Source organism: Streptacidiphilus carbonis, assembly GCF_000787775.1.
Taxonomy (GTDB): domain Bacteria; phylum Actinomycetota; class Actinomycetes; order Streptomycetales; family Streptomycetaceae; genus Streptacidiphilus; species Streptacidiphilus carbonis.
Genome location: NZ_BBPM01000032.1, coordinates 1 through 26,295, shown reverse-complemented (window position 1 = coordinate 26,295; position 26,295 = coordinate 1). Strand labels below are relative to the sequence as shown.

Genomic DNA, 26,295 nt, shown 5'->3' with positions numbered 1-26,295 from the left:
GCTCAACCCGCCTGCACCGGAACGGTGTCGAGGGGTTGGCCGACGGGGTGCTCGACCGCGTCACCAGGACCGGCCTCCGGCTGGGCGGCGCCGCTCTCGTCGAAGGGGAGCCCGCCGCGGAGGACCAGGTCGAGCCGGGCGCGGTCGAGCTCCTTGGTCCAGTGCCCGATCAGGACGGTGGCCACGGCGTTGCCGGCGAAGTTGGTGAGGGCGCGGGCCTCGGACATGAAGCGGTCGATGCCCACGATCAGTCCGACGCCGTCGACCAGGGCCGGCTGGTGCGACTGGAGGCCGCCGGCCAGGGTGGCCAGTCCGGCGCCGGTGACCCCCGCCGCGCCCTTGCTGGCGATCACCATGAACAGCAGCAGCGAGATCTGCTCGCCCAGCGACATCGGCTTGTCCATCGCCTGGGCGATGAAGATGGACGACATGGTCAGGTAGATCGCGGTGCCGTCCAGGTTGAAGCTGTAGCCGGCCGGGACGGTGATCCCGGCGACCGGGCGGCTCACGCCGAGGTGCTCCATCTTGGCGATCAGCCGGGGCAGCGCGCTCTCCGAGGAGGACGTGGACAGGATCAGCAGGAACTCCCGGCCCAGGTACCGCAGCAGCGCGAAGATGTTGATCCCGGCCGCCAGCCGCAGCAGCGCGCCGAGCACCACCAGCACGAAGATCGCGCAGGTCAGGTAGAAGCCGAGCATGATCACGGCGAGGCTCTTCAGGGCGTCCACGCCGGTCGCGCCGACCACCGCCGCCATCGCGCCGAAGGCGCCGAGCGGGGCCACCCACATGATCATCGACATGACCTTGAAGATCAGCGCCTGGATGTGCTCCAGCCCGCGCAGCACCGGCGTGCCGACCGGGCCCAGCGACTGCAGCGCGAAGCCCACCAGCAGCGCGACCAGCAGCGTCTGCAGCACCTGGCCGCCGGTGAGGGCGGAGACCAGGGTGGTGGGGATGATGCCGAGCAGGAAGTCGCTGGTGCTCTCCGAACCGCCCGCGGCCGCCTGCGCATGGCCGGACTTGGCCAGGGCGTCGGTCAGGTGCAGACCGCTGCCGGGCTCCAGCAGATTGCCGACGACCAGGCCCAGTGCCAGGGCCACCGTCGACATGACCAGGAAGTAGCCCAGCGCCAGGCCGCCGACCTTGCCCACCTTGGCGGCCTTGGTGACCGAGCCGATGCCGAGCACGATCGTGGTGAAGATGATCGGACTGATCATCATCTTGATCAGATTGACGAAGCCGGTGCCGATCGGCTTCAGGTCCACGGCGAACGAGGGGGCGGCCAGGCCGACCACGATGCCGGCCACCACTGCCGCGATGACCATCAGGTACAGGATGTGGGTCCGGCCGCCGGGACGTCTGTTCGCGGGCGGCGCTGCTGCGGTTGCCTCGGAGGTCATGCTGCGGCTCCTTTGCCGGTCATACGGTCCGTCCCCTGGTGGTGGTCCGGTTCCGATGACTATCGACGCGGGAGTGGTGCGCGTCACGTTTGCGTTCATAGTGTTCACGGCCGCCGGGATTCGCAGACGGCCGAGGGCCAGGCACACTGTGGTCATGTCCCCGCCGCAACCGGCGCAACCGGCGCGAACGCCGCAACCGGCGCAGCGCCAGCGCCCCCGCCTCGCCCGGAGCCTCGCCGGGCAGCTCTTCGCGGTGCAGGTGCTGATCGTGGCGCTGGTCGTGGTCGCGGGCGCGGTGCTGGCCTACTGGCTCACCAGCGACCGCACCGAGCGGTCCGCCGAACGCCAGGTCACCGCTGTGGCCCGGACCGTCGCCGACTCGCCGACGGTGCGCGCGGGGGTGCTGTCGGCCGACCCCACCGCAGTGCTCCAGCCCTATGCCGACCGGGTCTCGCAGGACGGCGAGGCCGCGGTCGACTTCGTCACCATCATGGACACCCGCGGCATCCGCTGGACCCATCCCAACCCGGCCGAGATCGGCAAGCCCTTCCTCGGGCACATCGCCCCCGCCCTGGCCGGCCGCACCTTCACCGAGACCTACACGGGCACCCTGGGCAGCTCGGTGCGGGCGGTGACCCCGGTCCTGGACGACCGGGGCAAGGTCGTCGCCCTGGTCAGCGTGGGGATCAAGGTGCAGTCCGTCGCCGCGCAGCTGCGGGGCCTGCTGGCGGCGCTGGTCCTGGTCGCGCTGGCCGCGCTGCTGCTGGGCGCCCTCGGCAGCTGGCTGGCCAACCGGCGGCTGCGCCGGCACACCCACGGCATGGGGCCCGCCGAGCTCAGCGCCCTCTACGAGTACCACCAGGCGACCCTGCACTCGGTCCGGGAAGGGCTGCTGCTGCTCGACCGCGAGGGCACCGTGCTGCTCTGCAACGACGCCGCCCGCGAACTGCTCGCCCTGGACGGCGAGGTGGAGGGTCGGCCGCTCGGGGCGCTGGGACTGCCGGAGCCGCTGTGCGCGGCGATCACCGGTCAGCAGCCGCTGCGGGACGAGGTGCAGCTCACCTCGGAGCGGGTGGTCGTGGTCAACGCCTCCGCGATCGGCACCGGACCCGGCCTGGGCACCGTGGTGACCCTGCGGGACCACACCGAACTGCAGGCGCTCTCCGGCGAACTGGACTCGGTCCGCGGCTTCGCCGACGCCCTCGGGGCGCAGGCGCACGAGGCGGCCAACCGGCTGCACGCGGTGGTCTCACTGATCGAACTGGGCCGGCACCGGCAGGCGGTGGACTTCGCCACCGCCGAACTGGAACTGGCCCAGCAGCTCACCGACCGGGTCGTCGGCGCCGTCAGCGAACCGGTGCTGGCCGCCCTGCTGCTCGGCAAGGCCGCGCAGGCAGCCGAGCGGGGCGTCGAGCTGACCCTCACCGAGGACAGCCTGATCGACGACTCATTGGCGGGCGCGGTCGGCGCGCGGGACCTGGTCACCCTGCTGGGCAACCTGATCGACAACGCCATGGACGCCGCCATCGAGGGCTCGGCCGAGCACCCGGGACCGCCCGAGGTCACCGTCACCGCCCGCAACACCTCCGGCGAACTGCTGCTGCGGGTCGCCGACACCGGACGCGGCCTGGCCCCGGACGCACTGGACAAGGTGTTCCGGCGCGGCTGGTCCACCAAGCAGCCGGGGCGCGGCCTGGGACTGGCCCTGGTGGCGCAGACGGCGCGCCGCAACGGCGGCACGGTGCAGGTGGACAGCCCGCCCGGCGCGGGCGCCGTGCTCACCGTCCGGATCCCGCTGCGGCGCGGGGCGGCGGTGGTGGCGCCATGACCGGCCACCCGCCTGGCAGCACACCGATCGACGTGCTGGTGGTCGAGGACGATCCGGTCGCCGCCGACGCGCACGCCCTCTACGTCGGACGCGCCCCCGGCTTCCGCTGCGTCGGCACCGCGCACAGTGCGGGCGCGGCGCTGCGCTTCCTGGAGCGGCGCCGCGCCGAGGGCGCCCCGGTGGCGCTGCTGCTGCTCGACCTCTACCTGCCGGACGGCCACGGCCTGGAACTGGTCGGACGGCTGCGGGCGGCCGGGCACGGCGCCGACGTCATCGCCGTCACCTCGGCCCGGGACCTGGCGACGGTGCGCCAAGCGGTGTCGGTCGGGGTGGTCCAGTACCTGCTGAAGCCGTTCGCGGCAGCCTCGCTGCGCAGCAAGCTGGAGCACTACGCCCGCTACCGGGCCTCACTGTCCCGCGAGGGCGAGGCGCTGGGCCAGGACGAGGTGGACCAGGCGTTCGCCGAACTGCGCAGACCGGATGGGAGCACCCTGCCCAAGGGCCTGACCGGCACCACCCTGGAGGCAGTCGCCGCCGTACTGCGCGACTCCCCGGTGGGACTGCCGGCCGCCGCGGTCGGCACGGCGGCCGGCGTCTCCAGGATCACCGCCCGCCGCTACCTGGAGTACCTGGTCGGCACCGGCCGCGCGGTCCGGGAGCCGCAGTACGGCAGCGTCGGCCGCCCGGAGCTGTGCTACCGCCCGCGCTGAGCCGGGAGCCGACTCGGGACCAGGCGCGGGACCAGGCGCCCCAGGGCGGATGTCGTAGGGTCATGGGGTGGAACCAGACCTGTTCACCGCGGCTGCCGAGGAGCGCAAGGCCGCCGACCCCGGGCGCTCGCCGCTGGCGGTGCGGATGCGGCCGCGCAACCTGGACGAGGTGGCCGGGCAGCGTCGGCTGCTGAACCCGGGGTCGCCGCTGCGGCGGCTGGTGGAACGGGCCGGCGGTCCCGCAGCCTCCTCGTCGGTGATCCTGCACGGGCCGCCGGGGACCGGGAAGACCACGCTCGCCTATGTGATCAGCCAGGCGACCGAGAAGCGGTTCGTCGAGCTGTCGGCGATCACCGCGGGGGTGAAGGAGGTCCGCGCGGTCATCGAGTCCGCGCGGCGCGAGGTCGGCATGTCCGGCCGGGAGACCGTGCTCTTCCTGGACGAGATCCACCGCTTCTCCAAGGCGCAGCAGGACAGCCTGCTGCCCGCGGTGGAGAACCAGTGGGTCACCCTGATCGCCGCGACCACCGAGAACCCCTTCTTCTCGGTGATCTCGCCGCTGTTGTCGCGCTCGCTGCTGCTGACCCTGGAGTCGCTGACCGACGACGACATCCGCGAGCTGCTGCACCGCGCGGTGACCGACGAGCGCGGCCTCGGCGGCGCGCTGACGCTGGCCGGGGACGCCGAGGACCACCTGGTCCGGATCGCCGGCGGGGACGCCCGCAAGGCGCTGACGGCACTGGAGGCGGCGGCCGGGACCGCGCTGGAGCTGGGCGAGGACGGGATCCGGCTGGACACGGTCGAACAGGCCGTCGACAGGGCCGCGGTGCGCTACGACCGGGACGGCGACCAGCACTACGACGTGGCCAGCGCGCTGATCAAGTCGATCCGGGGCAGCGACGTGGACGCGTCGCTGCACTACCTGGCGCGGATGATCGAGGCGGGGGAGGACCCCAGGTTCATCGCCAGGCGGCTGATGATCTCGGCGAGCGAGGACATCGGCCTGGCCGACCCCAACGCCCTGCCGATCGCGGTGGCCGCCGCCCAGGCGGTGGCGATGATCGGCTTCCCCGAGGCGTCGCTGACCCTGTCCCACGCGGTGATCGCGCTGGCCCTCGCGCCCAAGTCCAACTCGGCGACGCTGGCCATCTCCGCGGCCCTGGAGGACGTCCGCAAGGGCCTGGCCGGACCGGTGCCGCCGCACCTGAGGGACGGACACTATGCGGGTGCGAAGAAGCTCGGCCACGCCCAGGGCTATGTGTATCCGCACGACCTGCCGGACGGTGTGGCCGCCCAGCAGTACGCGCCGGACGGGATCCAGGGCAGGCGCTACTACGAGCCGGGCCGGCACGGCGCCGAGGCGCGCTACGCCGATGTCGTCGAGTGGGTGCGCAGGAAGCTGGCCGGTCAGTAGCACCGGTGGGCGTCCGTTAGACTGGCCCGAGCGAGACGTCCCGTCGTCCGGGTGGGAGCCCGGCGTCACCAGCGGGACGTCATACAGGGAGCGGCACCGCGAGGCGCCGTTCCAGGAGCGTCGCGCACCCTTCGGGTGTCGCGTGCAGCCCACCATCCGGAGACGGACGGTGGGCTTCCCGTGTGCTGCACATTGTGCCCGGTTCCGGAGACTGGCTGATCACCACGCCCTGCGCGCGGTGGTTTCCCCGGACCGCGAGAAGCGACCTCCTTCAACAGTGGTGAGCCAATTCGTACAGTGAGATGAGGTTTGGTTCATGGCGAACCAGAAGCGTCCCAAGGTCAAGATTGCCCGCGCCCTGGGCATTCCGCTGACCCCGAAGTCCGTCAAGTACTTCGAGGCGCGTCCGTACCCGCCCGGCCAGCACGGCCGCGGTCGCAAGCAGAACTCGGACTACAAGGTCCGTCTGGTCGAGAAGCAGCGCCTGCGCGCTCAGTACGACCTGAGCGAGACCCAGATGGCCCGCGCGTTCGACCGTGCCCGCAAGGTCGAGGGCAAGACCGGTGAGGCGCTGATCAGCCAGCTGGAGACCCGTCTGGACTCCCTGGTGCTGCGTTCGGGCATCGCCCGCACCATCTACCAGGCCCGCCAGATGGTCGTCCACGGCCACATCGAGGTCAACGGCTCCAAGGTCAACCGCCCGTCGTTCCAGCTGAAGCCCGGCTTCGTGGTGACGGTCCGCGAGCGCTCCAAGGAGAAGACCCCGTTCGTCGTCGCCCGTGAGGGTGGCAACGCGGGCGAGGGCCAGACCGCGAAGTACCTCGAGGTCAACCTGAAGGCCCTGGCCTTCCGTCTGGACCGCGAGCCGCAGCGCCGCGAGGTCCCGGTCATCTGCGACGAGCAGCTGGTCGTCGAGTACTACTCGCGTTGATCCGCGGGCGGTAACCGTAGGACGTGCAGTGACGAGCGCCGGTCCGGCCTTCCTTGCGGAGGCCGGACCGGCGCTCGGCTGTTACCGGCCCGCTCCGTGCTCAGGCGTCCGCGTGCTCAGGCGTCCGCGTGCTCACGCGTCCGCCGGCGCCGGGCTGCGCGGGGCGGTGGGCAGCGGCCACGGGCCGGGGGCCTCGCCGCCGGGGGAGCCGCCGGCGCCGGGTCCCGAACCGCCGCGCAGGGCGCGCTCGACCGCGGCGTCCAGGTCCAGCAGGGTGCCGAGACGGAACGACTCGGCGGACTCCTCCTCGCTCAGTGCGTCCAGCACCCGGGCCTCGCAGACCTCATGGGCCGCGTTGAAGCTGCGCGAGCCGAACAGCGGGACGCCGACCTTGCGCCAGATGCCGTTCGCCGCTCCCTGCAGCAGCCGGGCCTCGGCCAGGTCGCCGGGGGCGCCCTCCTCGTCGGGCTCGGTGGCCAGCAGCGCCAGCATCTCCATCCCGAGCACCACGCCGACCAGATCGCGGAAGGTGTGGTTGATCCGCAGGCACTTGCGGGCCCGGGCCCGGGCCGTGCGCAGGTCGCCGAGCAACCATTCCGAGTAGGCCGAGGCGAACAGGCCGTAGGCGTGGGCCCACTGCTCGCCGAACTCCTCGCAGACGTCCATGACTTTGGCCATCCAGGCCTCGCCGCCCCTGGTGTCGCCTTGGAAGGTCATCGCCAGGCCGAGTTCGAACATCGCCATCACCACATTGCTGTTGAGCTCGCCCAGCTTCTCGTAGTGCCAGAGCGCCTCCTCGAACAGCTCGACGGCGCGCGGCAGTTCGTCGCCGATCAGCGCCGCGCAGCCCTGCCGGTGCACCGCGTAGGCGAGCGCCCGGTCGTCGCCGGTCTCCAGCGCCTGCCGGTGGCACTCCTCCAGCAGCGGCCGGGCCGCGCCCAGGTCGCCCTGCAGGGTGGCCATGTAGCCGGTCACCCACAGCGCCTTGGCGCGGGCCTCGGTGGGCTCGTCGGACAGCGCCAGCGCGCGCTCCAGCCAGTGCCGGCCCTCGCCCAGGTGCCCGCAGCCGACCCAGAAGTACCAGAGCGTGCCGGTGAGGTACTGGGCGATCTGCTCCTCGCCGGGCTCGCTGAGGCAGTAGTCCAGCGCGGCGCGGAGGTTGGCCTGGGCCAGGTGGGTGCGGTCGCTGGTCTGCACCTGCCGGGCGCTGAACCACTCGATCTCGCCCCAGGTGGCCAGGCCCAGGTACCAGTCGCGGTGACGCCGGCGCAGCAGCGGCTCGGCGCCGGCGTCCCTGAGCCAGCGGGCGCCGTACTCGCGCAGGGTGTCCAGCATCCGGTAGCGGGCGGCCCGGGAGGGGTCCCGGTCCGGGGCGTCCTCCTCGCGCAGCACGATGGACTTGGCCACCAGCTCGGACAGCAGGTCGAGCACCTCGTCGGCGCGCAGCCCGTCGCCGGCGCAGACGTACTCGGCGGCGTCCAGGTCGAAGCCGCCGGCGAAGACCGAGATCCTGGCCCAGAGCAGCCGCTCGGCCGGGGTGCACAGTTCATGGCTCCAGCCGATGGCGGTGCGCAGCGTCTGGTGCCGGGGCAGCGCGGTGCGGGAGCCGCCGGTGAGCACCCGGAAGCGGTCGTTGAGCCGCTCGGTGATCTGCTCGACGCCCAGCACCCGCAGCCGCCCGGCGGCCAGTTCCAGCGCCAGCGGGATGCCGTCGAGCCGGTGGCAGAGCGCGGTCACCGCCTGGCGGTTGGCATCGGTGAGGGCGAAGCCGGGCGCCACCGCGGCGGCCCGCTGGACGAAGAGCTGGACCGCCTCGGGCTCCGGGCCCTCGGTGGGCAGCGGCGGGACCTGCAGCAGGTACTCCCCGCCGATGCCCAGCGGCTGCCTGCTGGTGGCCAGGATCCGCAGCCCCGGCGCCTCCGCGAGCAGCCGGCCCACCAGCGCGGCGCAGCGGTCGACCAGGTGCTCGCAGCCGTCCAGTACCAGCAGCAGGCTGCGCTCGCGCAGGTGCGTGATCAGGATGTCGACCGGGGGGCGGGCCGTGCCGTCGGTCACCCGCAGGGCCTCGGCCACCGCGTGCACCAGCAGTTCGGGATCCCGCACGAGTGAGCACTCCACCACCCAGGTGCCGTCGCGAGGCGGCTCGGCGGTGCCGGTCGCGGCGGCGCGCAGCGCGAGCCGGCTCTTGCCCACCCCGCCGGGGCCGACCACGGTGACGAGCCGAGAGGTCGTCAGCATCCGTACCGCTCGGGTCAGTTCGACTGACCGTCCGACGAATCCGGTGGTCTCGGCGGGGAGGTTCCCCGTGGTGTTGCTGGTCAATTGATCCCCCAGTGGGCGTGCCGACGGCGCTCCCCCGTTCGGTTCAACGATCGAACGGGCCCGGGGTCACGCGGTCGGGAATGCCGGGTGGAGCGCGATAGGGTTTCTTCACGCCCGCGGTCGGGCGGAGCAGGGACTGAGCGAGGGAGCGCCAAGGTGTCCGGTGGAGAGGTCGCGGGCCTCGTGGTCGCCGTGTTCTGGGCGGTTCTGGTGACACTGCTCGCCGTCGTCCTGGTCCGGCTCGCCGGCGCGCTGCGCCAGGCCACCGTGCTGGTCGCCACCGTCACCGAACGCACCGTACCGCTGCTGGACGAGGCGGCGGAGACGCTTCGGGCCGCCAACGACCAGCTGGTGCGGGTGGACGAGATCACCGCCAATGTCCAGGACGCCGCCGCCAACGCCAACGCGCTGTCCTCCACCATGGCGGCGACCCTGGGCGGCCCGCTGGTCAAGCTGTCCGCCTTCAGCTACGGCGTGCGCAGCGCGGTGGCCAGGCAGCGCTCGGCCGGGCAGCCGGACCGCTACGTCCCGCAGCAGACCGAGCGCGAGCTGATCGCCCGAATGGTCAAGGCGGAGGTGCGGTCGGCGACCGCCCGCCGCGGGCTGTTCGCACGCATGCTCAAGAGGGGGTGACGCCGGTGCGCCGGATGTTCTGGATGGCCGTGGGCGCGGGCGCGACCGTGTGGACGATCAACAAGGCCAACCGCGTCGCCCGCAGCCTGACCCCTGGGAGTCTCGCCGACTCCGCGGCCCAGGGTGCGGTGGAGATCGGCGGGGCCGTACGCTCCTTCGCGGGAGAGGTACGCGCCGGCATGCTCCAGCGCGAACTGGAGCTCAACCGGGAGCTGGGCCTGGACGGCAGCGTGCTCGCGCTGCCGGGGCCGGACCGCCCGGTGCTGCGCGGCATCGCGGCGCAGCGGGCGGACAAACCGTTCGAGATTTCCCCCGCGGCACCGTCTACTAGCACTGACATCACCCCGTACGACCGGAATGAGGACCACTGATGGAGTCGGCTGAGATCCGCCGCCGCTGGCTGCGATTCTTCGAGGAGCGCGGCCACACCGTGGTCCCCTCGGCGTCGCTGATCGCAGACGACCCGACGCTGCTGCTCGTCCCGGCCGGCATGGTGCCGTTCAAGCCGTACTTCCTCGGCGAGGTCAAGCCGCCCTTCTCCACCGCCACCAGCGTGCAGAAGTGCGTCCGCACCCCGGACATCGAGGAGGTCGGCAAGACCACCCGGCACGGCACCTTCTTCCAGATGTGCGGCAACTTCTCCTTCGGCGACTACTTCAAGGAGGGGGCGATCCGCTACGCGTGGGAGCTGCTGACCTCCGCGCAGCAGGACGGCGGCTACGGGCTGGACCCGGAGCGGCTGTGGATCACCGTCTACCTGGACGACGACGAGGCCGAGACCATCTGGCGGGAGAAGATCGGCGTCCCGGCCGAGCGGATCCAGCGGCTGGGCAAGAAGGACAACTTCTGGTCCATGGGCGTCCCCGGACCCTGCGGCCCCTGCTCGGAGATCAACTACGACCGCGGCCCCGAGTTCGGCGCCGAGGGCGGCCCGGCCGTCAACGACGAGCGCTACGTGGAGATCTGGAACCTGGTCTTCATGCAGTACGAGCGCGGCGCCGGCGACGGCAAGGAGGACTTCCCGATCCTGGGCGACCTCCCCGCCAAGAACATCGACACCGGCCTCGGCCTCGAACGCCTCGCGATGATCCTGCAGAACGTGCAGAACATGTACGAGACGGACACCCTGCGCGTCGTCATGGACACCGCCACCGAGCTGACCGGCGTCCGCTACGGCGCGGCCCACGGCACCGACGTCTCGCTGCGCGTGGTCGCCGACCACATGCGCACCTCGGTGATGCTGATCGGCGACGGGGTGACCCCCGGCAACGAGGGCCGCGGCTATGTGCTGCGCCGGATCATGCGGCGCGCCATCCGCAACATGCGGCTGATGGGCGCCACCGAGCCGGTGGTGGCCAGGCTGGTCGACACCGTGATCCGCACCATGGGCGAGCAGTACCCGGAGCTGGAGACCGACCGCAAGCGGATCGAGACCGTCGCGCTGGCCGAGGAGGCCGCCTTCCTCAAGACGCTGCGGGCCGGCACCAGCATCCTGGACACCGCCGTCGGCGAGACCAAGGCGGCCGGCAGCGCCGTGCTGGCCGGGGACAAGGCCTTCCAGCTGCACGACACCTACGGCTTCCCGATCGACCTCACCCTGGAGATGGCCGCCGAGCAGGGCGTCTCGGTGGACGAGGACGGCTTCCGCCGGCTCATGAAGGAGCAGCGGGACCGGGCCAAGGCCGACGCCAAGGCCAAGAAGATGGGCCACGCCGACGTCTCGGCCTACCGCGAGGTCGCCGACCGCGCCGGGGCCACCGACTTCCTCGGCTACACCAGTAACGAGACCGAAGCCGTCGTGGTGGGCCTGCTGGTCGACGGCGTCCCGGCGCCGGCCGCCCAGGAGGGCGACGAGGTCGAGGTCGTGCTGGACCGCACCCCCTTCTACGCCGAGGGCGGCGGCCAGCTGGCCGACCAGGGCCGGCTGCGGCTGGACTCCGGCGCGGTGGTCGAGGTCCGCGACGTGCAGCAGCCGGTGCCCGGCGTGTACGTCCACAAGGGCAGCGTGATGGTGGGCGAGGTGGTGCTCGGCTCCGCCGCGCACGCCGTCATCGACGTCACCCGCCGCCGGGCCATCGCCCGCGCCCACAGCGCCACCCACCTCACCCACCAGGCGCTGCGCGACGCGCTCGGCCCCACCGCCGCCCAGGCCGGGTCGGAGAACTCGCCCGGCCGCTTCCGCTTCGACTTCGGCTCGCCCAACGCCGTCCCCGGCACGGTGCTGTCGGACGTGGAGCAGAAGATCAACGAGGTGCTGGCCCGGGAGCTGGACGTCACCGCCGAGATCATGGGCATCGACGAGGCCCGCAAGCAGGGCGCCATCGCCGAGTTCGGCGAGAAGTACGGCGAGCGGGTCCGGGTGGTCACCATCGGCGACTTCTCCAAGGAGCTGTGCGGCGGAACCCATGTCCACAACACCGCCCAGCTGGGCCTGGTGAAGCTGCTCGGCGAGTCCTCGATCGGCTCCGGCGTGCGGCGGGTGGAGGCGCTGGTGGGCGTGGACGCCTACCGCTTCCTGGCCCGCGAGCACACCGTGGTCTCCCAGCTCACCGAGCTGGTCAAGGGCCGGTCGGAGGAACTGCCGGAGAAGATCGCCGGCATGCTCGGCAAGCTCAAGGACGCCGAGAAGGAGATCGAGCGGTTCCGCGCCGAGAAGGTGCTGCAGGCCGCGGCCGGCCTGGCCGCGCAGGCCGAGGACGTCAACGGGCTGGCGCTGGTCGCCGCCCGGGTTCCGGACGGGACGTCGGCGGACGACCTTCGCAAGCTCGTGCTCGACGTGCGCGCCCGTGTCACTGGCGGCCGGGGTGCTGTCGTCGCCGCGTTCAGCGTCGTCGGCGGCCGCCCGCTGACGGTCATCGCCACCAACGAGGCCGCCCGCGAGCGCGGCGTCAAGGCCGGGGCGCTGGTCCGCGTCGCGGCCAAGACCCTCGGCGGCGGCGGTGGCGGCAAGGACGACGTAGCCCAGGGCGGCGGCACCGACCCGCAGGCCGTCGACCAGGCCATCGCCGCGGTGCGCCGCGAGGTCCAGGGCGCATGACCGACGGTGCGTTCCGGCGGGGGCGGCGGATCGGCGTGGACGTGGGCGACGCCCGGATCGGGGTCGCCTCCAGCGACCCCGACGGGATGCTGGCCACCCCGGTCGAGACCGTCCCCGCCGGGCCTGCCTCGCAGGCCCGGCTGGTCACCCTCGCCGAGGAGTACCAGGCCGTCGAGGTGGTCCTCGGGCTGCCGCGCTCGCTGAACGGCGGCGAGGGTCCGGCGGCGGCCAAGGTCCGCCGGTACGCGGGCGAGCTGGCGGCCAAGCTGGTCCCGCTCGGAGTGCCGGTGCGGCTGGTGGACGAGAGGATGTCCACGGTCACCGCCGCGCAGGGGCTGCGGGCCTCGGGCGTGAAGTCGAAAAAGGGACGCTCTGTGATCGACCAGGCGGCCGCCGTGGTCATCCTGCAGAGCGCGCTGGAGGGCGAGAAGGCCGGCGGAAGGCCGCCCGGACAGCTGGTGGCACCGACCGAAACCGCTGCTCCGACCGAGTGAGCACGGTCATATGAACGGCGTGGGGGCGGTCCCATGGAGCAATCGTGCGCAGATCATGGTTAACGCTGCGGAGCCCCCTCCTGAGCGCCTAGGGTAACGTTCCGCTTCACGACGTGCTTTGGTACGTCGGTTCGATCGTCGGCGGGGAGGTCCCGTCCGACCGGAGTGGATGCCGGTCGCCACGTCGTCCAAGGGGAAGCATGACCGACCAGGGCCGGGGCTACGGCGCCGCACCGTGGGGCCACGGGGACCCGAACCAGGGCAGTCCCTATGCCGGATCTGTGGGCTACCCGCAGCAGCCGTCGGGCTGGGGCGACCCGCAGGCACAGGACCCGTACGGCACCGGGCAGTACCCCGTGCAGCAGCCGGTGCCGCAGCCCGGCTACCCGCAGCAGGGCGGTCCGCAGCAGCAGGGCTACCCGCAGCAGGGGTACCCCCAGCAGGGCTACCCGCAGCAGCAGCACCCCCAGCAGGCCCGGCCCCAGCAGCCCTACCGGCAGCCGCCCACTCCACCGGCGCGGCCGGCCGCCCCGGTGCTCGGCCCGGACGGCATCGACTGGGAGGCCGAGGCCGCGGCGCTGGACGCCGAACAGCACGCGCCGGTCGAGGAGCTCCCGGCCGAGGACGAGGGTCCCGCCGAGGAGTACTCGGACGAGTACCCGGAGGACCACGGCGACGGCTACGACGAGGAAGAGGACTACCAGCCCTTCCTGGCCGCCGAGGACGACACCCGCAGCGGCGAGCGCCGCCGCAAGCAGCAGGGCCGTACCGAGCGCAAGCGCAGCGGGGTGGCCTGTCTGGGCATGTCGATGCTGCTGGTCGCCGCCATCGGGGCCGGCGGCTACTACGGCTACGGCTTCTACAAGAACCACTTCGGGCCGCCCGCCGACTTCACGGGCGGCGGCACCGGCTCGGTGACGGTCACCATCCCCAGCGGCGCCGACGGCTGGGCCATGGCCAATGTGCTGAAGGCCGACGACGTGGTCAAGAGCGGCCAGGCGTTCGTCAACGCCTACAACAAGAACGCCAAGGCGACCACCATCCAGCCTGGTTCCTACACGCTCAAGCGGGAGATGTCCGGTGCTGATGCGGTGGCACTGCTGATCGCGGACAACGGCGGGGATGTCATGACCGTCACCGAGGGCATGCGCGCCAGTGCGGTCTACACCAAGATCGACGCCAAGCTCGGCCTGCCCGCTGGAACCACTGCGAAGGCAGCCAAGGACAACATCTCGGCCCTGGGTCTGCCGGCCTACGCCAACGGCGACATCGAAGGATTCCTCTGGCCGACGCGCTACTCGGTCACCAAGGGCATGAAGCCGGCCGACCTGCTGAAGCAGATGGTCGCCAACACCGTGGCCCAGTTCCAGGGCCTGGGCATGGACTCCGGCGCCTCCGCGGTCAAGCTCAAGTCCGGCTACCAGGTGCTGATCGAGGCGAGCATCCTGCAGGCGGAGGGCAACAACTCGGCCGACTTCAGCAAGATCGCCCGGGTGCTCAGCAACCGCATCAACGAGACCGACGGCGAGACCCACGGCCAGCTGCAGCTGGACACCACGCTGCAGTACGCGCTGAACTCCACCAAGTTCACCAACGCCCAGAAGGACGGCGACAAGGCCGGCGGCTACAACACCTACCTGGTCAAGGGGCTGCCCCCGGGCCCGATCAGCAACCCGGGCGCGGCCGCCATCAACGCGGTGCTCAACCCGGCGCCCGGCAGCTGGCTCTACTTCATCGCGATGAGCCCGACCAACACCCAGTTCGCAAACACCTTCACCGACTTCAAGGTGCTGGTGAAGCAGTACTGCACGGCCCACAACCAGGGCTTCAACGCCTCGGCCGGGCAGTGCGACTGATGCGGTCCGCCACCCGGGCCGCGGTGCTGGGCTCGCCGATCGCGCACTCGCTCTCCCCGGTGCTGCACAACGCCGGCTATGCGGCGCTGGGGCTCACCGGGCGCCACTACGGGCGCTTCGAGGTGGACGAGGCCGGGCTGCCCGGCTTCCTCGCGTCACTCGACGTGGAGGGCGAGGGGTGGGCCGGCCTCTCGCTGACCATGCCGCTGAAGCGGGCGGTGATCCCCCTGCTGGACGAAGTCAGCGACACCGCACTGGCGGTGGACGCGGTCAACACCGTGGTCTTCACCGAGGACGGCCGCCGCACCGGCGACAACACCGACGTCCCCGGACTGATCGCGGCGCTGCGCGAGCGCGGGGTGACCGAGGTGGGCTCCGCCTCGGTGCTGGGCGCGGGGGCAACCGCCTCGTCGACGCTGGCCGCGCTCGGCCGGGTCTGCACCGGCGAGGTCACCGCCTATGTCCGGGGCCCGGAGCGGGCCGCGCAGATGCTGGCGCTCGGCGAACGGCTGCAGGTGAAGGTGCGCACCGCGGACTGGGAGCGTGCGGCCGAGGCCTTCGACGCGCCGCTCACCGTCTCCACCACCCCGGTCGGCGCCGCCGACCACCTCGCCGCCGCGGTGCCGCAGTCGCCGGGCGTGCTGTTCGACGTGCTCTACCACCCCTGGCCCACCGCGCTGGCCGCCGCGTGGGCGCGGCGCGGCGGCGTCGTCGTCGGTGGGCTGGACCTGCTGGTGCACCAGGCGGTGCTGCAGTTCGAGATGTTCACCGGGGTGGCGGCGGGGCCGCTGGACGCGATGCGGGCTGCGGGCGAGGCCGCCCTCGGTTTCTGAGGGATTTCTGGCTGCGGCGCGTGCCTGGTTGCTGTTCGCGCAGTTCCCCGCGCCCCTCTCCAGTGCAACTGAGCCAGTTGCAGACCCATAGGGGCGCGGGGAACTGCGCGACAAGCCCCCGGTCCGCAGCTGAGTACTCCACCCCGGACCAGCACCCCGCGGCGGGTCCGTACCCTGGACTGATTCTGAGGTCCGGCGGGTGTCGTGGGAGGATCGGAGACGACGCACGTCCGGATCTTTGAGGAGCACCGTTGGGTACCTTGCGCTGGTTGACGGCGGGGGAGTCGCACGGCCCCGCACTCGTGGCGACGTTGGAGGGCCTGCCCGCCGGTGTCCCGGTCACCTCCGAGGTGATCGTGGACGCGCTGGCGCGCCGTCGCCTGGGCTACGGCCGCGGTGCCCGGATGAAGTTCGAGCAGGACCAGGTCACCTTCCTCGGCGGGGTCCGGCACGGCCTGACCATGGGCAGCCCGGTGGCGATCATGGTCGGCAACACCGAGTGGCCCAAGTGGGAGCAGGTGATGTCGGCCGACCCGGTCGACCCCGAGATCCTGGCCGGCCTGGCCCGCAACGAGGCGCTGACCCGCCCCCGCCCCGGCCACGCCGACCTGGTCGGGATGCAGAAGTACCACCTGGACGAGGCGCGGCCGGTGCTGGAGCGCGCCAGCGCTCGGGAGACCGCGGCCCGGGTCGCCCTGGGCGCCGTGGCCCGCTCCTACCTCAGGGAGGTCTGCGGCATCGAGCTGGTCTCGCACGTGGTGGAGCTGGGCGCGGCCAAGGCCCCGGCCGGTGTGGTCCCGGTCCCGGCCGACGAGGCGCGCCTGGACGAGGACCCGGTGCGCTGCCTGGACGCCGACGCGGCCAAGCAGATGGTCGCCGAGATCGACCAGGCCCACAAGGACGGCGACACCCTGGGCGGCATCGTCGAGGTGCTGGCCTACGGTCTGCCGCCGGGCCTGGGCTCGCACGTGCACTGGGACCGCCGGCTGGACGCCAGGCTGGCGTCGGCGCTGATGGGTATTCAGGCCATCAAGGGCGTCGAGGTCGGCGACGGCTTCGAGCTGGCCCGGATCCCCGGGTCGCAGGCCCACGACGAGATCGTGCCGGGCCCCGACGGGGTGCGCCGGGCCACCGGCCGCTCCGGCGGCACCGAGGGCGGCATGTCCACCGGCGAGTTGCTGCGAGTGCGCGCCGCGATGAAGCCGATTGCGACCGTGCCGCGCGCCCTGGCCACCATCGACACCCGTACCGGCCAGGTCGCCCGGGCGCACCACCAGCGCTCCGACGTCTGCGCCGTCCCGGCCGCCGGGATCGTCGCCGAGGCGATGGTGGCGCTGGTGCTGGCCGATGCGGTGGACGAGAAGTTCGGCGGGGACAGCGTCAGCGAGACCCGGCGCAACGTCCAGAGCTACCTCGACAACCTGATCGTCCGATGAGCGGCCCGACGGTCGCCCCGGTGGTGGTGCTCGTCGGGCCACCGGGATCGGGCAAGTCCAGCGTCGGCGCGGCCCTGGCCGCGCGCCTGGGCGTGACCCTGCGCGACACCGATGCCGACATCGTGGCCACCGCCGGCCAGCCGATCGCCGACCTCTTCGTGGACCACGGTGAGGCGCACTTCCGCGAGCTGGAGGCGGAGGCCGTGCGCACCGCGCTGGCCGGGCACACCGGGGTACTGGCGCTTGGCGGCGGCGCGATCCTGAGTGAGCGGACCCGGGAACTGCTCGGCGGCCACGCCGTGGTGTTCCTGGACGTCTCCCTGCACGACGCGGTCAAGCGGGTCGGGCTGGACGCGCCGCGCCCGCTGCTGATCGGCAATCCCCGGGCCCGCTGGCGCGAACTCATGGAGCAGCGCCGCCCCCTGTACACCGAGGTCGCCCGCGCCGTGGTGGCCACCGACGGTCTGACGCCCGATCAGGTGGCCGACGCCGTCCTCGACGCGCTTCAGCTGGAGAAGGCATGACGGAGTCTCAGGAAGTCACCCGGATCCGCGTGGGCGGCAGCGCCGGCAGCGCGCCCTACGATGTGCTGCTGGGCCGTCAGCTGCTGGGCGAGCTCGGCGGGTTGATCGGTTCCGCGGCCCAGCGGGTGGCCGTGGTGCACCCCGAGGCGCTGGCCGCGACCGGTGAGGCGATCCGGGACGACCTGGCGGCGCAGGGGTACGAGGCCATCGCCCTCCAGGTGCCCAACGCCGAGGAGGCCAAGAGCGCCGAGGTCGCCGCGTACTGCTGGTCGGTGCTGGCCCAGACCGGCTTCACCCGCACCGACGCCATCGTCGGGGTGGGCGGCGGCTCCACCACCGACCTGGCCGGCTTCGTCGCCGCGTCCTGGCTGCGCGGGATCCGCTGGGTCGCCATGCCGACCACCCTGCTGGGCATGGTGGACGCGGCGGTCGGCGGCAAGACCGGCATCAACATCGCCGAGGGCAAGAACCTGGTCGGCGCGTTCCACCCGCCGTGCGGGGTCCTGGCCGACCTGGCCACCCTGGAGACGCTGCCGCGCAACGACTACATCAGCGGCCTGGCCGAGGTGATCAAGACCGGCTTCATCGCCGACCCGGTGATCCTGGACCTGGTCGAGTCCGACCCGCAGGCGGCCACCACGCCCGAGGGCGCGCACACCGCCGAGCTCATCGAGCGCTCCATCAAGGTCAAGGCCGAGGTGGTCTCCGGCGACCTCAAGGAGGCCGGCCGCCGCGAGATCCTCAACTACGGCCACACCCTGGCGCACGCCATCGAGCGCAACGAGCGCTACAAGTGGCGGCACGGCGCGGCGGTCAGCGTCGGCATGGTCTACGCCGCCGAACTCGGCCGACTGGCCGGGCGGTTGGACGACGCCACGGCCGACCGCCACCGCGCGGTGCTGGCCTCGGTCGGCCTGCCGCTGACCTACTCGGCGGACGCCTGGCCCAAGCTGCTGGAGACCATGAAGCTGGACAAGAAGTCCCGCGCGGACATGCTGCGCTTCATCGTCCTGGACGGCCTGGCCAAGCCCACCGTGCTGGAGGCCCCGGACCCCACCCTGCTGGTCGCCGCCTACGCCGAGGTGGCCAAATGACCCAGCGGGTCCTCGTCCTCAACGGCCCCAACCTGGGCCGCCTGGGCAGCCGCGAGCCCGACGTCTACGGTTCCACCTCCTACGCCGGTCTGGTCGAACGCTGCACTTCGCTGGGCAAGGAGCTGGGGCTGGACGTCGAGGTCAGGGAGACCAACGACGAGGGCGAGATGATCCGCTGGCTGCACGAGGCTGCGGACGGGAAGTACCCGGTGGTGATCAACCCCGGCGCCTTCACGCACTACTCCTACGCCATGCGTGACGCCGCCTCGCAGCGGACCGCCCCGCTGATCGAGGTGCACATCTCCAACCCGCACGCCCGCGAGGAGTTCCGGCACACCTCGGTGATCTCCGCGGTCGCCTCCGGCACCATCGCCGGCTTCGGCATCGGCTCCTACGAGCTGGCGCTGCGGGCCCTGGTCTGACCTCGAAACCCTGGGCCGTTCCCGCTCGTTGACATGACGACGGGGCGGCCGGGGAACGCGCAGCTGTGGGGGCGGCTGCGGCGCGGTATCGTCGCTCCGGCCGGGACGTGGGTGACGCAGGAGGTGGACGGGTGAGCGGTGGAGCGGTGAGCGACGGGCACTACCAGGGCAGCCTGCCCGAGCCCACGCCAGGACCGCCGCGGGCGACGCTGCAGCTGCGAGCCGTGCCGGAGTCGGCCACCGGACCCACCGGACACTTCGTCATGCCGACCGGCCTGCCGCCGGGCACGGCGCCGGCCCACCCGCACGCGCGGGGCCCGGTGGCAGTGCTGCTGATCGGCCCGGCTGGGGCCGGCAAGACCTCGGTGGCCCGGCAGTGGGCCGAGAGCCGTGCCACGCCGACGGCGCACATCAGCCTGGACGACGTCCGCGAATGGGTCCGCTCGGGGTTCGCCAATCCGCAGTCGGGGTGGAACGACCAGTCCGAGGCCCAGTACCGGCTGGCCCGCCGCACCTGCGGCTTCGCCGCCCGCAACTACCTCGCCAACGGCATCTCCTGCATCATCGACGACGCCGTCTTCCCGGACCGCCCGGCGATCGGTCTGGGCGGCTGGAAGCGGCATGTCGGCCCCGACCTGGTCCCGGTGGTCCTGCTTCCCGGCCTGGACGTGGTGCTGTCCCGCAACGCGCAGCGCGCAGGGGTGCGGCGACTGGAGGACGAGGAGGTCGCCCGTATCCACGGGCGGATGGCCGGGTGGTACGGCTCCGGGCTCCCCATCATCGACAACTCCAAACTGGACGTCCCGGGGACCGTCTCCGCGTTGGAGCAGGTACTCGCCGGAGCGGTGCACCGGTAGTCCTTCGGCTGCGGCGTGTGCGTGGCTGGTCGCGCAGTTCCCCGCGCCCCTGGCACGTGCAACTGAGCCAGTTGCAGACCCCTAGGGACGCGGGGAACTGCGCGACCAGCCATCTACGGTCCGCACTCGGACGATCCCGCCGAGCGACCTGGCGCCCCCGTGCCTACGCTCATGACATGGGGAAAGTGCACGAGGAGCGCCGCGACCGCATGCGGGAACGCTGCAGCGCCGCAGGGCTGGACGCGGCGCTGGTCACCCGGCCCGCCAATGTCCGCTGGCTCACCGGCACGGACACCGCCGCCGCGCTGCTGCTGACCCGGGACGGGGCCGAGGCCGCCGGCCCGGCCGGCGGCTGCACCGTGCTGCCGGTGCCGGCCGGCGCCGACCCGGCGGTGCTGCTGGCCGCCCGCTGCCGGGGCCGCACGCTGGGGGTGGAGGAGCACGACCTCACCGTGGCCCGGCACCGGGCCGTCGCCGCAGCGGCCCCGGCCGTGGAGGACCTGCGCGACCTGGGCCGCGCCGTGGAGCAGCTGCGCACCGTCAAGGACGAGGAGGAGATCTCCTGCCTGCGGATCGCCGGGGAGATCGCCGACCAGGCGCTGGGCGAGCTGCTGGAGTCGATCCTGATCGGCCGTACCGAACGGCACCTGGCGATGGAGCTGGAGCGCCGGATGATCGACCACGGCGCCGACTCCGCGGCCTTCCCGACCCGGGTGGGCGCGGGCGACCACTCGGGCCGCGCCGACCACAGCTCGGGGGACCGCAGGGTCGAGGACGGCGACTTCCTCACCGTCGCCCTGGGCGCCTGCTACCGCGGCTACCGGACCGCCGCCACCCGTACCTTCGTGGTCGGCCTCAGCCCCGCCGACTGGCAGTCCGAGCTGCACCGGCAGGTCTTCGACGCCCAGCGCGCCGCCCGCGAGTCGCTGGCGGTCGGCGGCGGCTACCAGGTGGCGGACCGGGCGGCCGGGCGGGTGCTGGAGGCGGCAGGCCGGGTCGCCGGCGAAAGCCTCGGCGCGGGGGTGGGGGCGGGTGTCGGCCTGGAGATCGGGGAGGAGCCGCATCTGGGACCTCAGGAGTTGGGTAAGCTTGACAACCGTGTGCCGGTAACCGTCGGCGTCGGGGTGTGCATCCCGGGCCGGGGCGGGGTCCGGATCGAGGACACGCTCGTGGTCCGTCCGTCCGAGGACGGCGGTCCCGAGCTGCTCACCATCACGACCAAGGAGCTCCTCGCCCTGTGACCCTCGCGGGTCCGCGGACACCGCCGCTTGGTTCTGATGCTTGACATTCCGCGATATATCAGGAGTTAGTGCGACCGTGGCTTCCACCAACGACCTCAAGAACGGCATGGTGCTCAAGCTCGACAACGACCAGCTGTGGTCCGTCGTCGAGTTCCAGCACGTCAAGCCCGGCAAGGGCCCGGCCTTCGTGCGCACCAAGCTGAAGCACGTGCTGTCCGGCAAGGTGGTCGACAAGACCTTCAACGCCGGCGTGAAGGTCGAGACGGCCAGCGTCGACAAGCGCGGGATGCAGTTCTCGTACAAGGACGGCGAGGACTTCGTGTTCATGGACATGGACACCTACGACCAGATCCAGATCAGCCCGGCCGTCCTCGGCGACAACGCCCACTACCTGCTCGAGGGCAACGAGGCCACCGTGGCGATGTACCAGGGCGCGCCCCTGTACGTCGAACTGCCTGCCTCGGTCGAGCTGGTCATCGAGTACACCGAGCCCGGCGTCCAGGGCGACCGCTCCACCGGCGGCACCAAGCCGGCCCGCCTGGAGACCGGCCACGAGATCGGTGTCCCGCTCTTCATCACCACCGGCGAGAAGATCAAGGTCGACACCCGCACCGGCGACTACCTCGGCCGGGTGAACTCCTAACCGTGTCGACCGCACGCAACAAGGCCCGCACGCGCGCCTTCCAGATCCTCTTCGAGGCCGACCACCGGGGCGTCGCCCCGCAGTCCGTCCTCGCGGACTGGGTGCGCCGGGCGCGCACCCCGGACGAGGGCACGCCGCAGGTCAGCGAGTACACGATGGAGCTGGTCGAGGGCTACACCCAGCACGCCGCCCGGATCGACGAACTGCTCGCGACCTACGCGGTGGGCTGGACGCTGGACCGGATGCCGGTCGTGGACCGCAATGTGCTGCGCCTGGGCGCGTACGAGCTGATCTGGGAGGACGGCGTCCCGGACGCGGTCGTCCTGGACGAGTCGGTCGAGATCGCCAAGGAGTTCTCCACCGACGAGTCCCCGGCCTTCGTCAACGGACTGCTGGCCCGACTGCTGGAGCTCAAGCCGTCACTGCGCGCAACGCGCGACTGACGGCCGGAGAAGGCCCGACGCGTCCCCCGCTGAGCGGGGGCAGGCGCCGGGCCTTCCTTGTCATCGCTCTGCGTCACTATTGGTGACAGTCCTGTTACACAGGGTGCGCATGGGGCGCGGGTGACAGGGGAGGACGCAGGTAGCGGCCGACGGGGCCGCAACGCCGAGACCTTCCGCCCCCGAGGAGTCCCCATGGCCGCCAGGCACGTCCGTACCCGCCGCCCGTCCGCCGCCAGGACCGCGGCCTCCGCACGCTGCCGGGCCGCCGCCCGCGGCCTCACCCGCGCCGGCAGCCGCAGCCGGGCGGCCTGCCCGCCGGCGCCCACCCTGCTCGGGGTGGTCACCTGCCGCGAGGACTTCGAGGCGCTGCGGCGGGACGGCGGCACCGAGTACACCTGCTACACCGAGTACCTGGCGGACATCGAGGAGCTGCTCGGCCGGCTGCGCGAGGCCGGCGGGGTGGTCCGGGGCCGTGCCTTCCACCCGGCCGACCTGGTCGACTTCTGCCGCAGCCGCGGCCTCTCGCTGGCCGACCCGCAGAGCCACACCGTCTACACCGCCGACCCGGACGCCGAGGACGAGTGGGTGCTCTACGAGGGCGAACCGGTGGCCGAGTTCACCTCCCGGCTGGCCCGGGCCCGCGAGCGCGGCCTGGTGCACCGCCGGCTGGCCCGGATGCTGTCCGAGACCGCCGAGGCGGCGGCCACCGGCGGGGAGTTCCCGGAGGACCAGCTGCACGCCGCCTACACCCGGGGCGCGGACGCACTGCGGCGGGTCCTGGTGGGCGCCGGGCAGGGCCGGTTCCGGCTGGTCTGCTCGCTGCGCTCGCCGGAGGGGCCGGTGGAGGCCTGGGCCGACCTGCTGCTGCAGGAGGGGGAGGACGGCGGCTCGGTGCTGCGGATCGAGGAGGCCGACCTGGACCTGCTCTGCTCGCTGCTCTGCGCCGGCTTCGCACTGGGGATGCCCGGCGGGGTGGTGCTGTCCGGGACCTGCCGCACCCGCGGCTCGGTGGCCTGGGGCTGGGAGCTGGACGTCGCCGGTTTTGTGCCGCGCAACGCGGCCGATGTGCTGCTGGACCTGTCCGTCCCGGCGGTGTCCTGGATCGCGGTCTGCCTGCCCGGCGCCGAGGCGGTCCCCGGCTTCGCCCTCGGGGAGATCAGTCTCGGCTGACGGCACATCAGGAGTGACGGCACATCAGGAGCACGGAAGGGACGGCGCCGCCCCCGGATCCCGGGGGCGGCGCCGTCCTGGCCGATGCTGCGTCAGGAAGCGCGGCGGGGGAGCAGTTGGACCAGGCCGGCCAGTACCAGTTCCACTCCGGCCAGTGAGGCCAGGCCGAGCTGGAAGGCGTGCGGGAACCGGTCCGGGGAGCCGTTGCCGAGGGCGCCGTAGAAGACGATGCCGATCAGGGCGATCCCCAGGGCGCCGGCCACCTGCTGAGTGGTGGCCAGCACCCCGGACGCGGAGCCGGCCAGCTGCCGGTCGACCCGGCTGAGCACGGTTCCGGTCAGCGGGGCGATGACCATGCCCATTCCCAGGCCGTCCACCAGCAGGCCCGGTGCCAGCCAGGCCACCCCGGCGGTGCCGCCGCCGGTGCCCAGCTCGCCGACGGCCAGCCAGAGCAGGCCCAGGCCCAGCGCCATCAGCAGCGCTCCGACGGTCAGCACCCGGCGGCCCAGCCGGGCCGCGAGCCGGTGCGCGGTCATCGAGGTGACCAGGTAGCCGCCGCCGATCACGGTGAACACCACGCCGGAGGCCAGCGCGTCCAGGCCCCGGCCCTGCTGCAGGTAGAGCGCCAGGATCAGGAAGAACGAGCCCTGGCCGAGCCAGAAGGCGAGCTGGGCCAGCGATCCTGCGCTGAAGGCGCGCTCCCGGAACAGTCCGGTGTGGACCAGCGGCAGACCGTCGCGGCCGCTCGCCCGGTGCTGGTGCACGCCGAAGACGGTGAACAGGACGGCGGAGCCGGCCAGGCACACCCAGGTCCACTCCGGCCAGCCCTGGGCCCGGCCCTGGATCAGCGGCAGCACCAGGGTGACCAGGGCGGCGGTGACCAGCGCGACGCCGGTGAGGTCGAGCCGGGGGCGCTGCGGGGCACGGGACTCCGGGACCACCCGGGGGATGAGGACCAGGGTGGCGATGCCGACCGGGACGTTGATCAGGAAGCAGGAGCGCCAGTCGAGGCCGAACAGGTCGGCCCGGATCAGCACTCCGCCGATCAGCTGGCCGAACACCGCGCCGATGCCCATGGTGAGCCCGTACATCGCGAACGCCTTGGCCTGGGCCGCGCCCTGGTAGGCGGTCTGCAGGATGACCAGCACCTGCGGTCCCATCAGCGCGGCCGACAGCCCCTGCACGGCGCGGGCGGCGATCAGCACGCCGACGGTGGGGGCCAGTCCGCAGGCGGCCGAGGAGAGGGTGAACAGGGTCAGGCCGAGCCCGAAGATCCGGCGGCGTCCGGCGATGTCGCCGATCCGGCCCGCGGTGATCAGCGCGGCGGCCAGGGCCAGGCCGAAGGCGGCGACGATCCACTGGATCGCCGAGGCGCCGGCCCGCAGGTCCACCTGCATGGAGGGGATCGCCACATTGACGATGAAGAAGTCCAGGGCGGTCATGAAGGTCGCGGTCAGCATCACCGGGAGCAGTCCCCGGGGCGCGGTCCCCGCCCCGGCCGGTGCGGCCGGGGCGGCGGCGCGGAGGGTGGAGGTGGTCATCAGTGCTCTCCTGATCACGAAGGGGTCGGTTCATTCGGGGGACGGGCCCCGCCCGGGGCTGTGGGAGCAGCCCCGGACGGGGAGCGGGGGGTGTTGCCGGGCCCGGAGCGCGGTCCGGGCGGGCGTCAGACCGACGGCACCTTGTCGAGGAAGCCGTGCACGTCCTTGATGCGTCCGTCGGCGTCGGCCACCAGCACGTCGAAGCCGACGACCAGGGACTCGGCGCCCTGGGGGCCGAGCTCCCAGGTGAACCGGGCGATGTCGTGATGGGCGTCGACGGCGCCGCCGAGGGTGAACACCAGTCCGGGGAACTGGGCCTGGACGGCGCCCAGGGTCGCGTCGATCGCTTCCCTGCCCTCGGCGGCCACCAGCGGGTCGGTGTAGCTGCAGTCCTCGGTCCAGAGCTCGTCGACCAGGCGCCGGCGGGCGGCGGGGTCGGTCTCGTTCCAGGTGGCGATGTAGCGCTCGGCGAGGTCCTGGAGGTCGCTCATCTCGGTTTCTCCCTTGGCTTCTGACGGTTCGTCCTTGCAGGTCAAGAAGGTACGCAGGACGCGCAGGCCGGGAATCCGTCGTGCTTAGGTACTTTCCGCCGGGCGTCGTCGCAGGGCGCAGGTAGGGTGCGTGCAGAGGGCGAGGGGGATCCCGGTTTGCTGTACGGACGCGAGCGTGAACAGGCCGCCGTGGAGGCGCTGCTGCAGGGTGCGCGGGCCGGGCGCAGCGGGGTGCTGGTGCTGCGCGGCGAGCCGGGTATCGGCAAGACCGCGCTGCTGGACCACGCCGTGGCGGCGGCCGGGGGTTTCCGGGTGGTCCGCGCCACCGGCGTGGAGTACGAGGCCGATCTGCCCTTCGCCGGGCTGAACCTGCTGCTCGCACCCGCCCTGGACCGGCTGCCCGGGCTGCCGGGCCCGCAGCGCCGGGCGCTGCAGCGCGCCTTCGGCCTCAGCGACGAGCCCGCGGCTGCCGGCGCCGCCCCGGACCGGCTGCTGGCCGGTCTGGCCACCCTCACCCTCCTCGCCGACCTGGCCGAGAAGGAGCCGTTGCTGTGCGTGGTCGACGACGCCCAGTGGCTGGACCGGGCCTCGGCCGAGGCGCTGCTGCTGGCGGCCCGGCGGCTGCAGGCCGAGGGCGTGGTGCTGCTGTTCGGCGCGCGGGACGGCGAGGGCGCCTGGTCCGCCTCGGGCCTGCCCGAGCTGCGGCTCGGCGCGCTGTCCGCCGACGCGGCCCGCGCCCTGCTCGGCGAGCGCGCCGCCGGGCTCAGCGAGCGGGCCCGCAGCCGGGTGCTGGCCCAGGCGCACGGCAATCCGCTGGCGCTGAGCGAGCTGCCGGTCGCTTCGGGCCCTGAGGGCGACGGCGGCACCGGCCTCACCGACCGCACCGGCCTCGCCGCCGGCCCCGGCGCGGGTTCCGTGCCGCTGGCCGGACAGCTGCAGCTGGCCTACCACGGCCAGGTCAGCAGGCTCCCGGCG

24 protein-coding genes are annotated in these 26,295 nt (G+C 72.7%); 20 read left to right on the top strand and 4 right to left on the bottom strand.

Annotated features, from left to right (window positions below; translation table 11 throughout):
- Positions 1-2: 2 nt before the first annotated feature.
- A complete protein-coding gene (locus TR46_RS23415) occupies positions 3-1,400 on the bottom strand; it encodes a cation:dicarboxylate symporter family transporter (RefSeq protein WP_042404556.1) in 1,398 nt (465 codons plus the stop codon).
- Positions 1,401-1,554: 154 nt separating this feature from the next.
- On the opposite strand from TR46_RS23415, the gene TR46_RS23410 reads away from it, so the two are divergent.
- The 4 genes from TR46_RS23410 (at position 1,555) to rpsD (ending at position 6,283) form a co-directional block, all read left to right on the top strand.
- Entirely contained in the window at positions 1,555-3,228 is a 1,674-nt protein-coding gene (locus tag TR46_RS23410) for an ATP-binding protein (RefSeq protein WP_042404555.1), read from the top strand.
- On the top strand, positions 3,225-3,938 hold the full coding sequence (locus TR46_RS23405) for a response regulator (protein ID WP_042404554.1): 714 nt from the start codon (positions 3,225-3,227) through the stop codon (positions 3,936-3,938). The genes TR46_RS23410 and TR46_RS23405 overlap by 4 nt, the downstream gene beginning before the upstream one ends.
- A gap of 67 nt (positions 3,939-4,005) precedes the next feature.
- The gene (locus TR46_RS23400; protein WP_042404553.1) at positions 4,006-5,352 is read left to right on the top strand and encodes a replication-associated recombination protein A; all 1,347 of its coding nucleotides are present in this window, start codon (positions 4,006-4,008) and stop codon (positions 5,350-5,352) included.
- Between the two features lie 316 nt (positions 5,353-5,668).
- Complete coding sequence (gene rpsD / locus TR46_RS23390; RefSeq protein ID WP_042404551.1) at positions 5,669-6,283, top strand: 30S ribosomal protein S4; 615 nt, start codon at positions 5,669-5,671, stop codon at positions 6,281-6,283.
- Positions 6,284-6,415: 132 nt separating this feature from the next.
- Here the strand turns inward: rpsD and TR46_RS23385 are convergent, their stop codons facing one another.
- Positions 6,416-8,605, bottom strand: a complete 2,190-nt coding sequence (locus TR46_RS23385; protein ID WP_052433049.1) for an ATP-binding protein — start codon at positions 8,603-8,605, stop codon at positions 6,416-6,418.
- Positions 8,606-8,761: 156 nt separating this feature from the next.
- On the opposite strand from TR46_RS23385, the gene TR46_RS23380 reads away from it, so the two are divergent.
- The 15 genes from TR46_RS23380 to TR46_RS38240 all read left to right on the top strand — a co-directional run bounded on the left by TR46_RS23380 (position 8,762) and on the right by TR46_RS38240 (position 23,288).
- A complete protein-coding gene (locus tag TR46_RS23380; protein ID WP_042404549.1) occupies positions 8,762-9,238 on the top strand; it encodes a DUF948 domain-containing protein in 477 nt (158 codons plus the stop codon).
- Complete coding sequence (locus tag TR46_RS23375) at positions 9,235-9,609, top strand: DUF6167 family protein (RefSeq protein ID WP_052433048.1); 375 nt, start codon at positions 9,235-9,237, stop codon at positions 9,607-9,609. Before TR46_RS23380 ends, TR46_RS23375 begins: the two co-directional genes overlap by 4 nt.
- The gene (gene alaS / locus TR46_RS23370; protein WP_042404548.1) at positions 9,609-12,275 is read left to right on the top strand and encodes an alanine--tRNA ligase; all 2,667 of its coding nucleotides are present in this window, start codon (positions 9,609-9,611) and stop codon (positions 12,273-12,275) included. Before TR46_RS23375 ends, alaS begins: the two co-directional genes overlap by 1 nt.
- Entirely contained in the window at positions 12,272-12,769 is a 498-nt protein-coding gene (gene ruvX / locus TR46_RS23365) for a Holliday junction resolvase RuvX (RefSeq protein WP_042404547.1), read from the top strand. Before alaS ends, ruvX begins: the two co-directional genes overlap by 4 nt.
- A gap of 200 nt (positions 12,770-12,969) precedes the next feature.
- Positions 12,970-14,625, top strand: a complete 1,656-nt coding sequence (mltG, locus tag TR46_RS23360) for an endolytic transglycosylase MltG (protein WP_052433047.1) — start codon at positions 12,970-12,972, stop codon at positions 14,623-14,625.
- Entirely contained in the window at positions 14,625-15,458 is an 834-nt protein-coding gene (locus TR46_RS23355; RefSeq protein ID WP_152626635.1) for a shikimate dehydrogenase, read from the top strand. The genes mltG and TR46_RS23355 overlap by 1 nt, the downstream gene beginning before the upstream one ends.
- 251 nt (positions 15,459-15,709) lie before the next feature.
- Positions 15,710-16,894: a chorismate synthase gene (gene aroC, locus TR46_RS23350; protein WP_152626634.1), complete on the top strand. Its 1,185-nt coding sequence runs from the start codon at positions 15,710-15,712 to the stop codon at positions 16,892-16,894.
- Positions 16,891-17,418, top strand: a complete 528-nt coding sequence (locus TR46_RS23345; protein ID WP_042404545.1) for a shikimate kinase — start codon at positions 16,891-16,893, stop codon at positions 17,416-17,418. The genes aroC and TR46_RS23345 overlap by 4 nt, the downstream gene beginning before the upstream one ends.
- Positions 17,415-18,512: a 3-dehydroquinate synthase gene (aroB, locus tag TR46_RS23340; protein ID WP_042404544.1), complete on the top strand. Its 1,098-nt coding sequence runs from the start codon at positions 17,415-17,417 to the stop codon at positions 18,510-18,512. Before TR46_RS23345 ends, aroB begins: the two co-directional genes overlap by 4 nt.
- Positions 18,509-18,934: a type II 3-dehydroquinate dehydratase gene (aroQ, locus tag TR46_RS23335; protein ID WP_042404543.1), complete on the top strand. Its 426-nt coding sequence runs from the start codon at positions 18,509-18,511 to the stop codon at positions 18,932-18,934. Before aroB ends, aroQ begins: the two co-directional genes overlap by 4 nt.
- 131 nt (positions 18,935-19,065) lie before the next feature.
- Positions 19,066-19,791, top strand: coding sequence for an AAA family ATPase (locus TR46_RS23330; RefSeq protein WP_439654385.1), 726 nt, complete (start codon positions 19,066-19,068; stop codon positions 19,789-19,791).
- A 176-nt stretch (positions 19,792-19,967) separates the two neighbouring features.
- Positions 19,968-21,032, top strand: a complete 1,065-nt coding sequence (locus tag TR46_RS23325; protein ID WP_042404541.1) for a M24 family metallopeptidase — start codon at positions 19,968-19,970, stop codon at positions 21,030-21,032.
- Between the two features lie 76 nt (positions 21,033-21,108).
- Positions 21,109-21,675, top strand: a complete 567-nt coding sequence (efp, locus tag TR46_RS23320) for an elongation factor P (RefSeq protein ID WP_042404540.1) — start codon at positions 21,109-21,111, stop codon at positions 21,673-21,675.
- A 2-nt stretch (positions 21,676-21,677) separates the two neighbouring features.
- Complete coding sequence (gene nusB, locus TR46_RS23315) at positions 21,678-22,118, top strand: transcription antitermination factor NusB (protein WP_042404539.1); 441 nt, start codon at positions 21,678-21,680, stop codon at positions 22,116-22,118.
- Between the two features lie 192 nt (positions 22,119-22,310).
- The gene (locus tag TR46_RS38240) at positions 22,311-23,288 is read left to right on the top strand and encodes a DUF8829 domain-containing protein (protein WP_052433046.1); all 978 of its coding nucleotides are present in this window, start codon (positions 22,311-22,313) and stop codon (positions 23,286-23,288) included.
- A 92-nt stretch (positions 23,289-23,380) separates the two neighbouring features.
- On the opposite strand, the gene TR46_RS23305 is transcribed toward TR46_RS38240, so the two are convergent.
- Both TR46_RS23305 and TR46_RS23300 read right to left on the bottom strand, forming a co-directional pair.
- Positions 23,381-24,829, bottom strand: coding sequence for an MFS transporter (locus TR46_RS23305; RefSeq protein WP_084718864.1), 1,449 nt, complete (start codon positions 24,827-24,829; stop codon positions 23,381-23,383).
- A 125-nt stretch (positions 24,830-24,954) separates the two neighbouring features.
- Positions 24,955-25,320, bottom strand: a complete 366-nt coding sequence (locus TR46_RS23300; protein ID WP_042404538.1) for a nuclear transport factor 2 family protein — start codon at positions 25,318-25,320, stop codon at positions 24,955-24,957.
- Positions 25,321-25,476: 156 nt separating this feature from the next.
- Here TR46_RS23300 and TR46_RS23295 point away from each other — a divergent pair.
- The coding region (locus TR46_RS23295; protein ID WP_042404537.1) for an AAA family ATPase at positions 25,477-26,295 on the top strand (819 nt) is incomplete at its 3' end.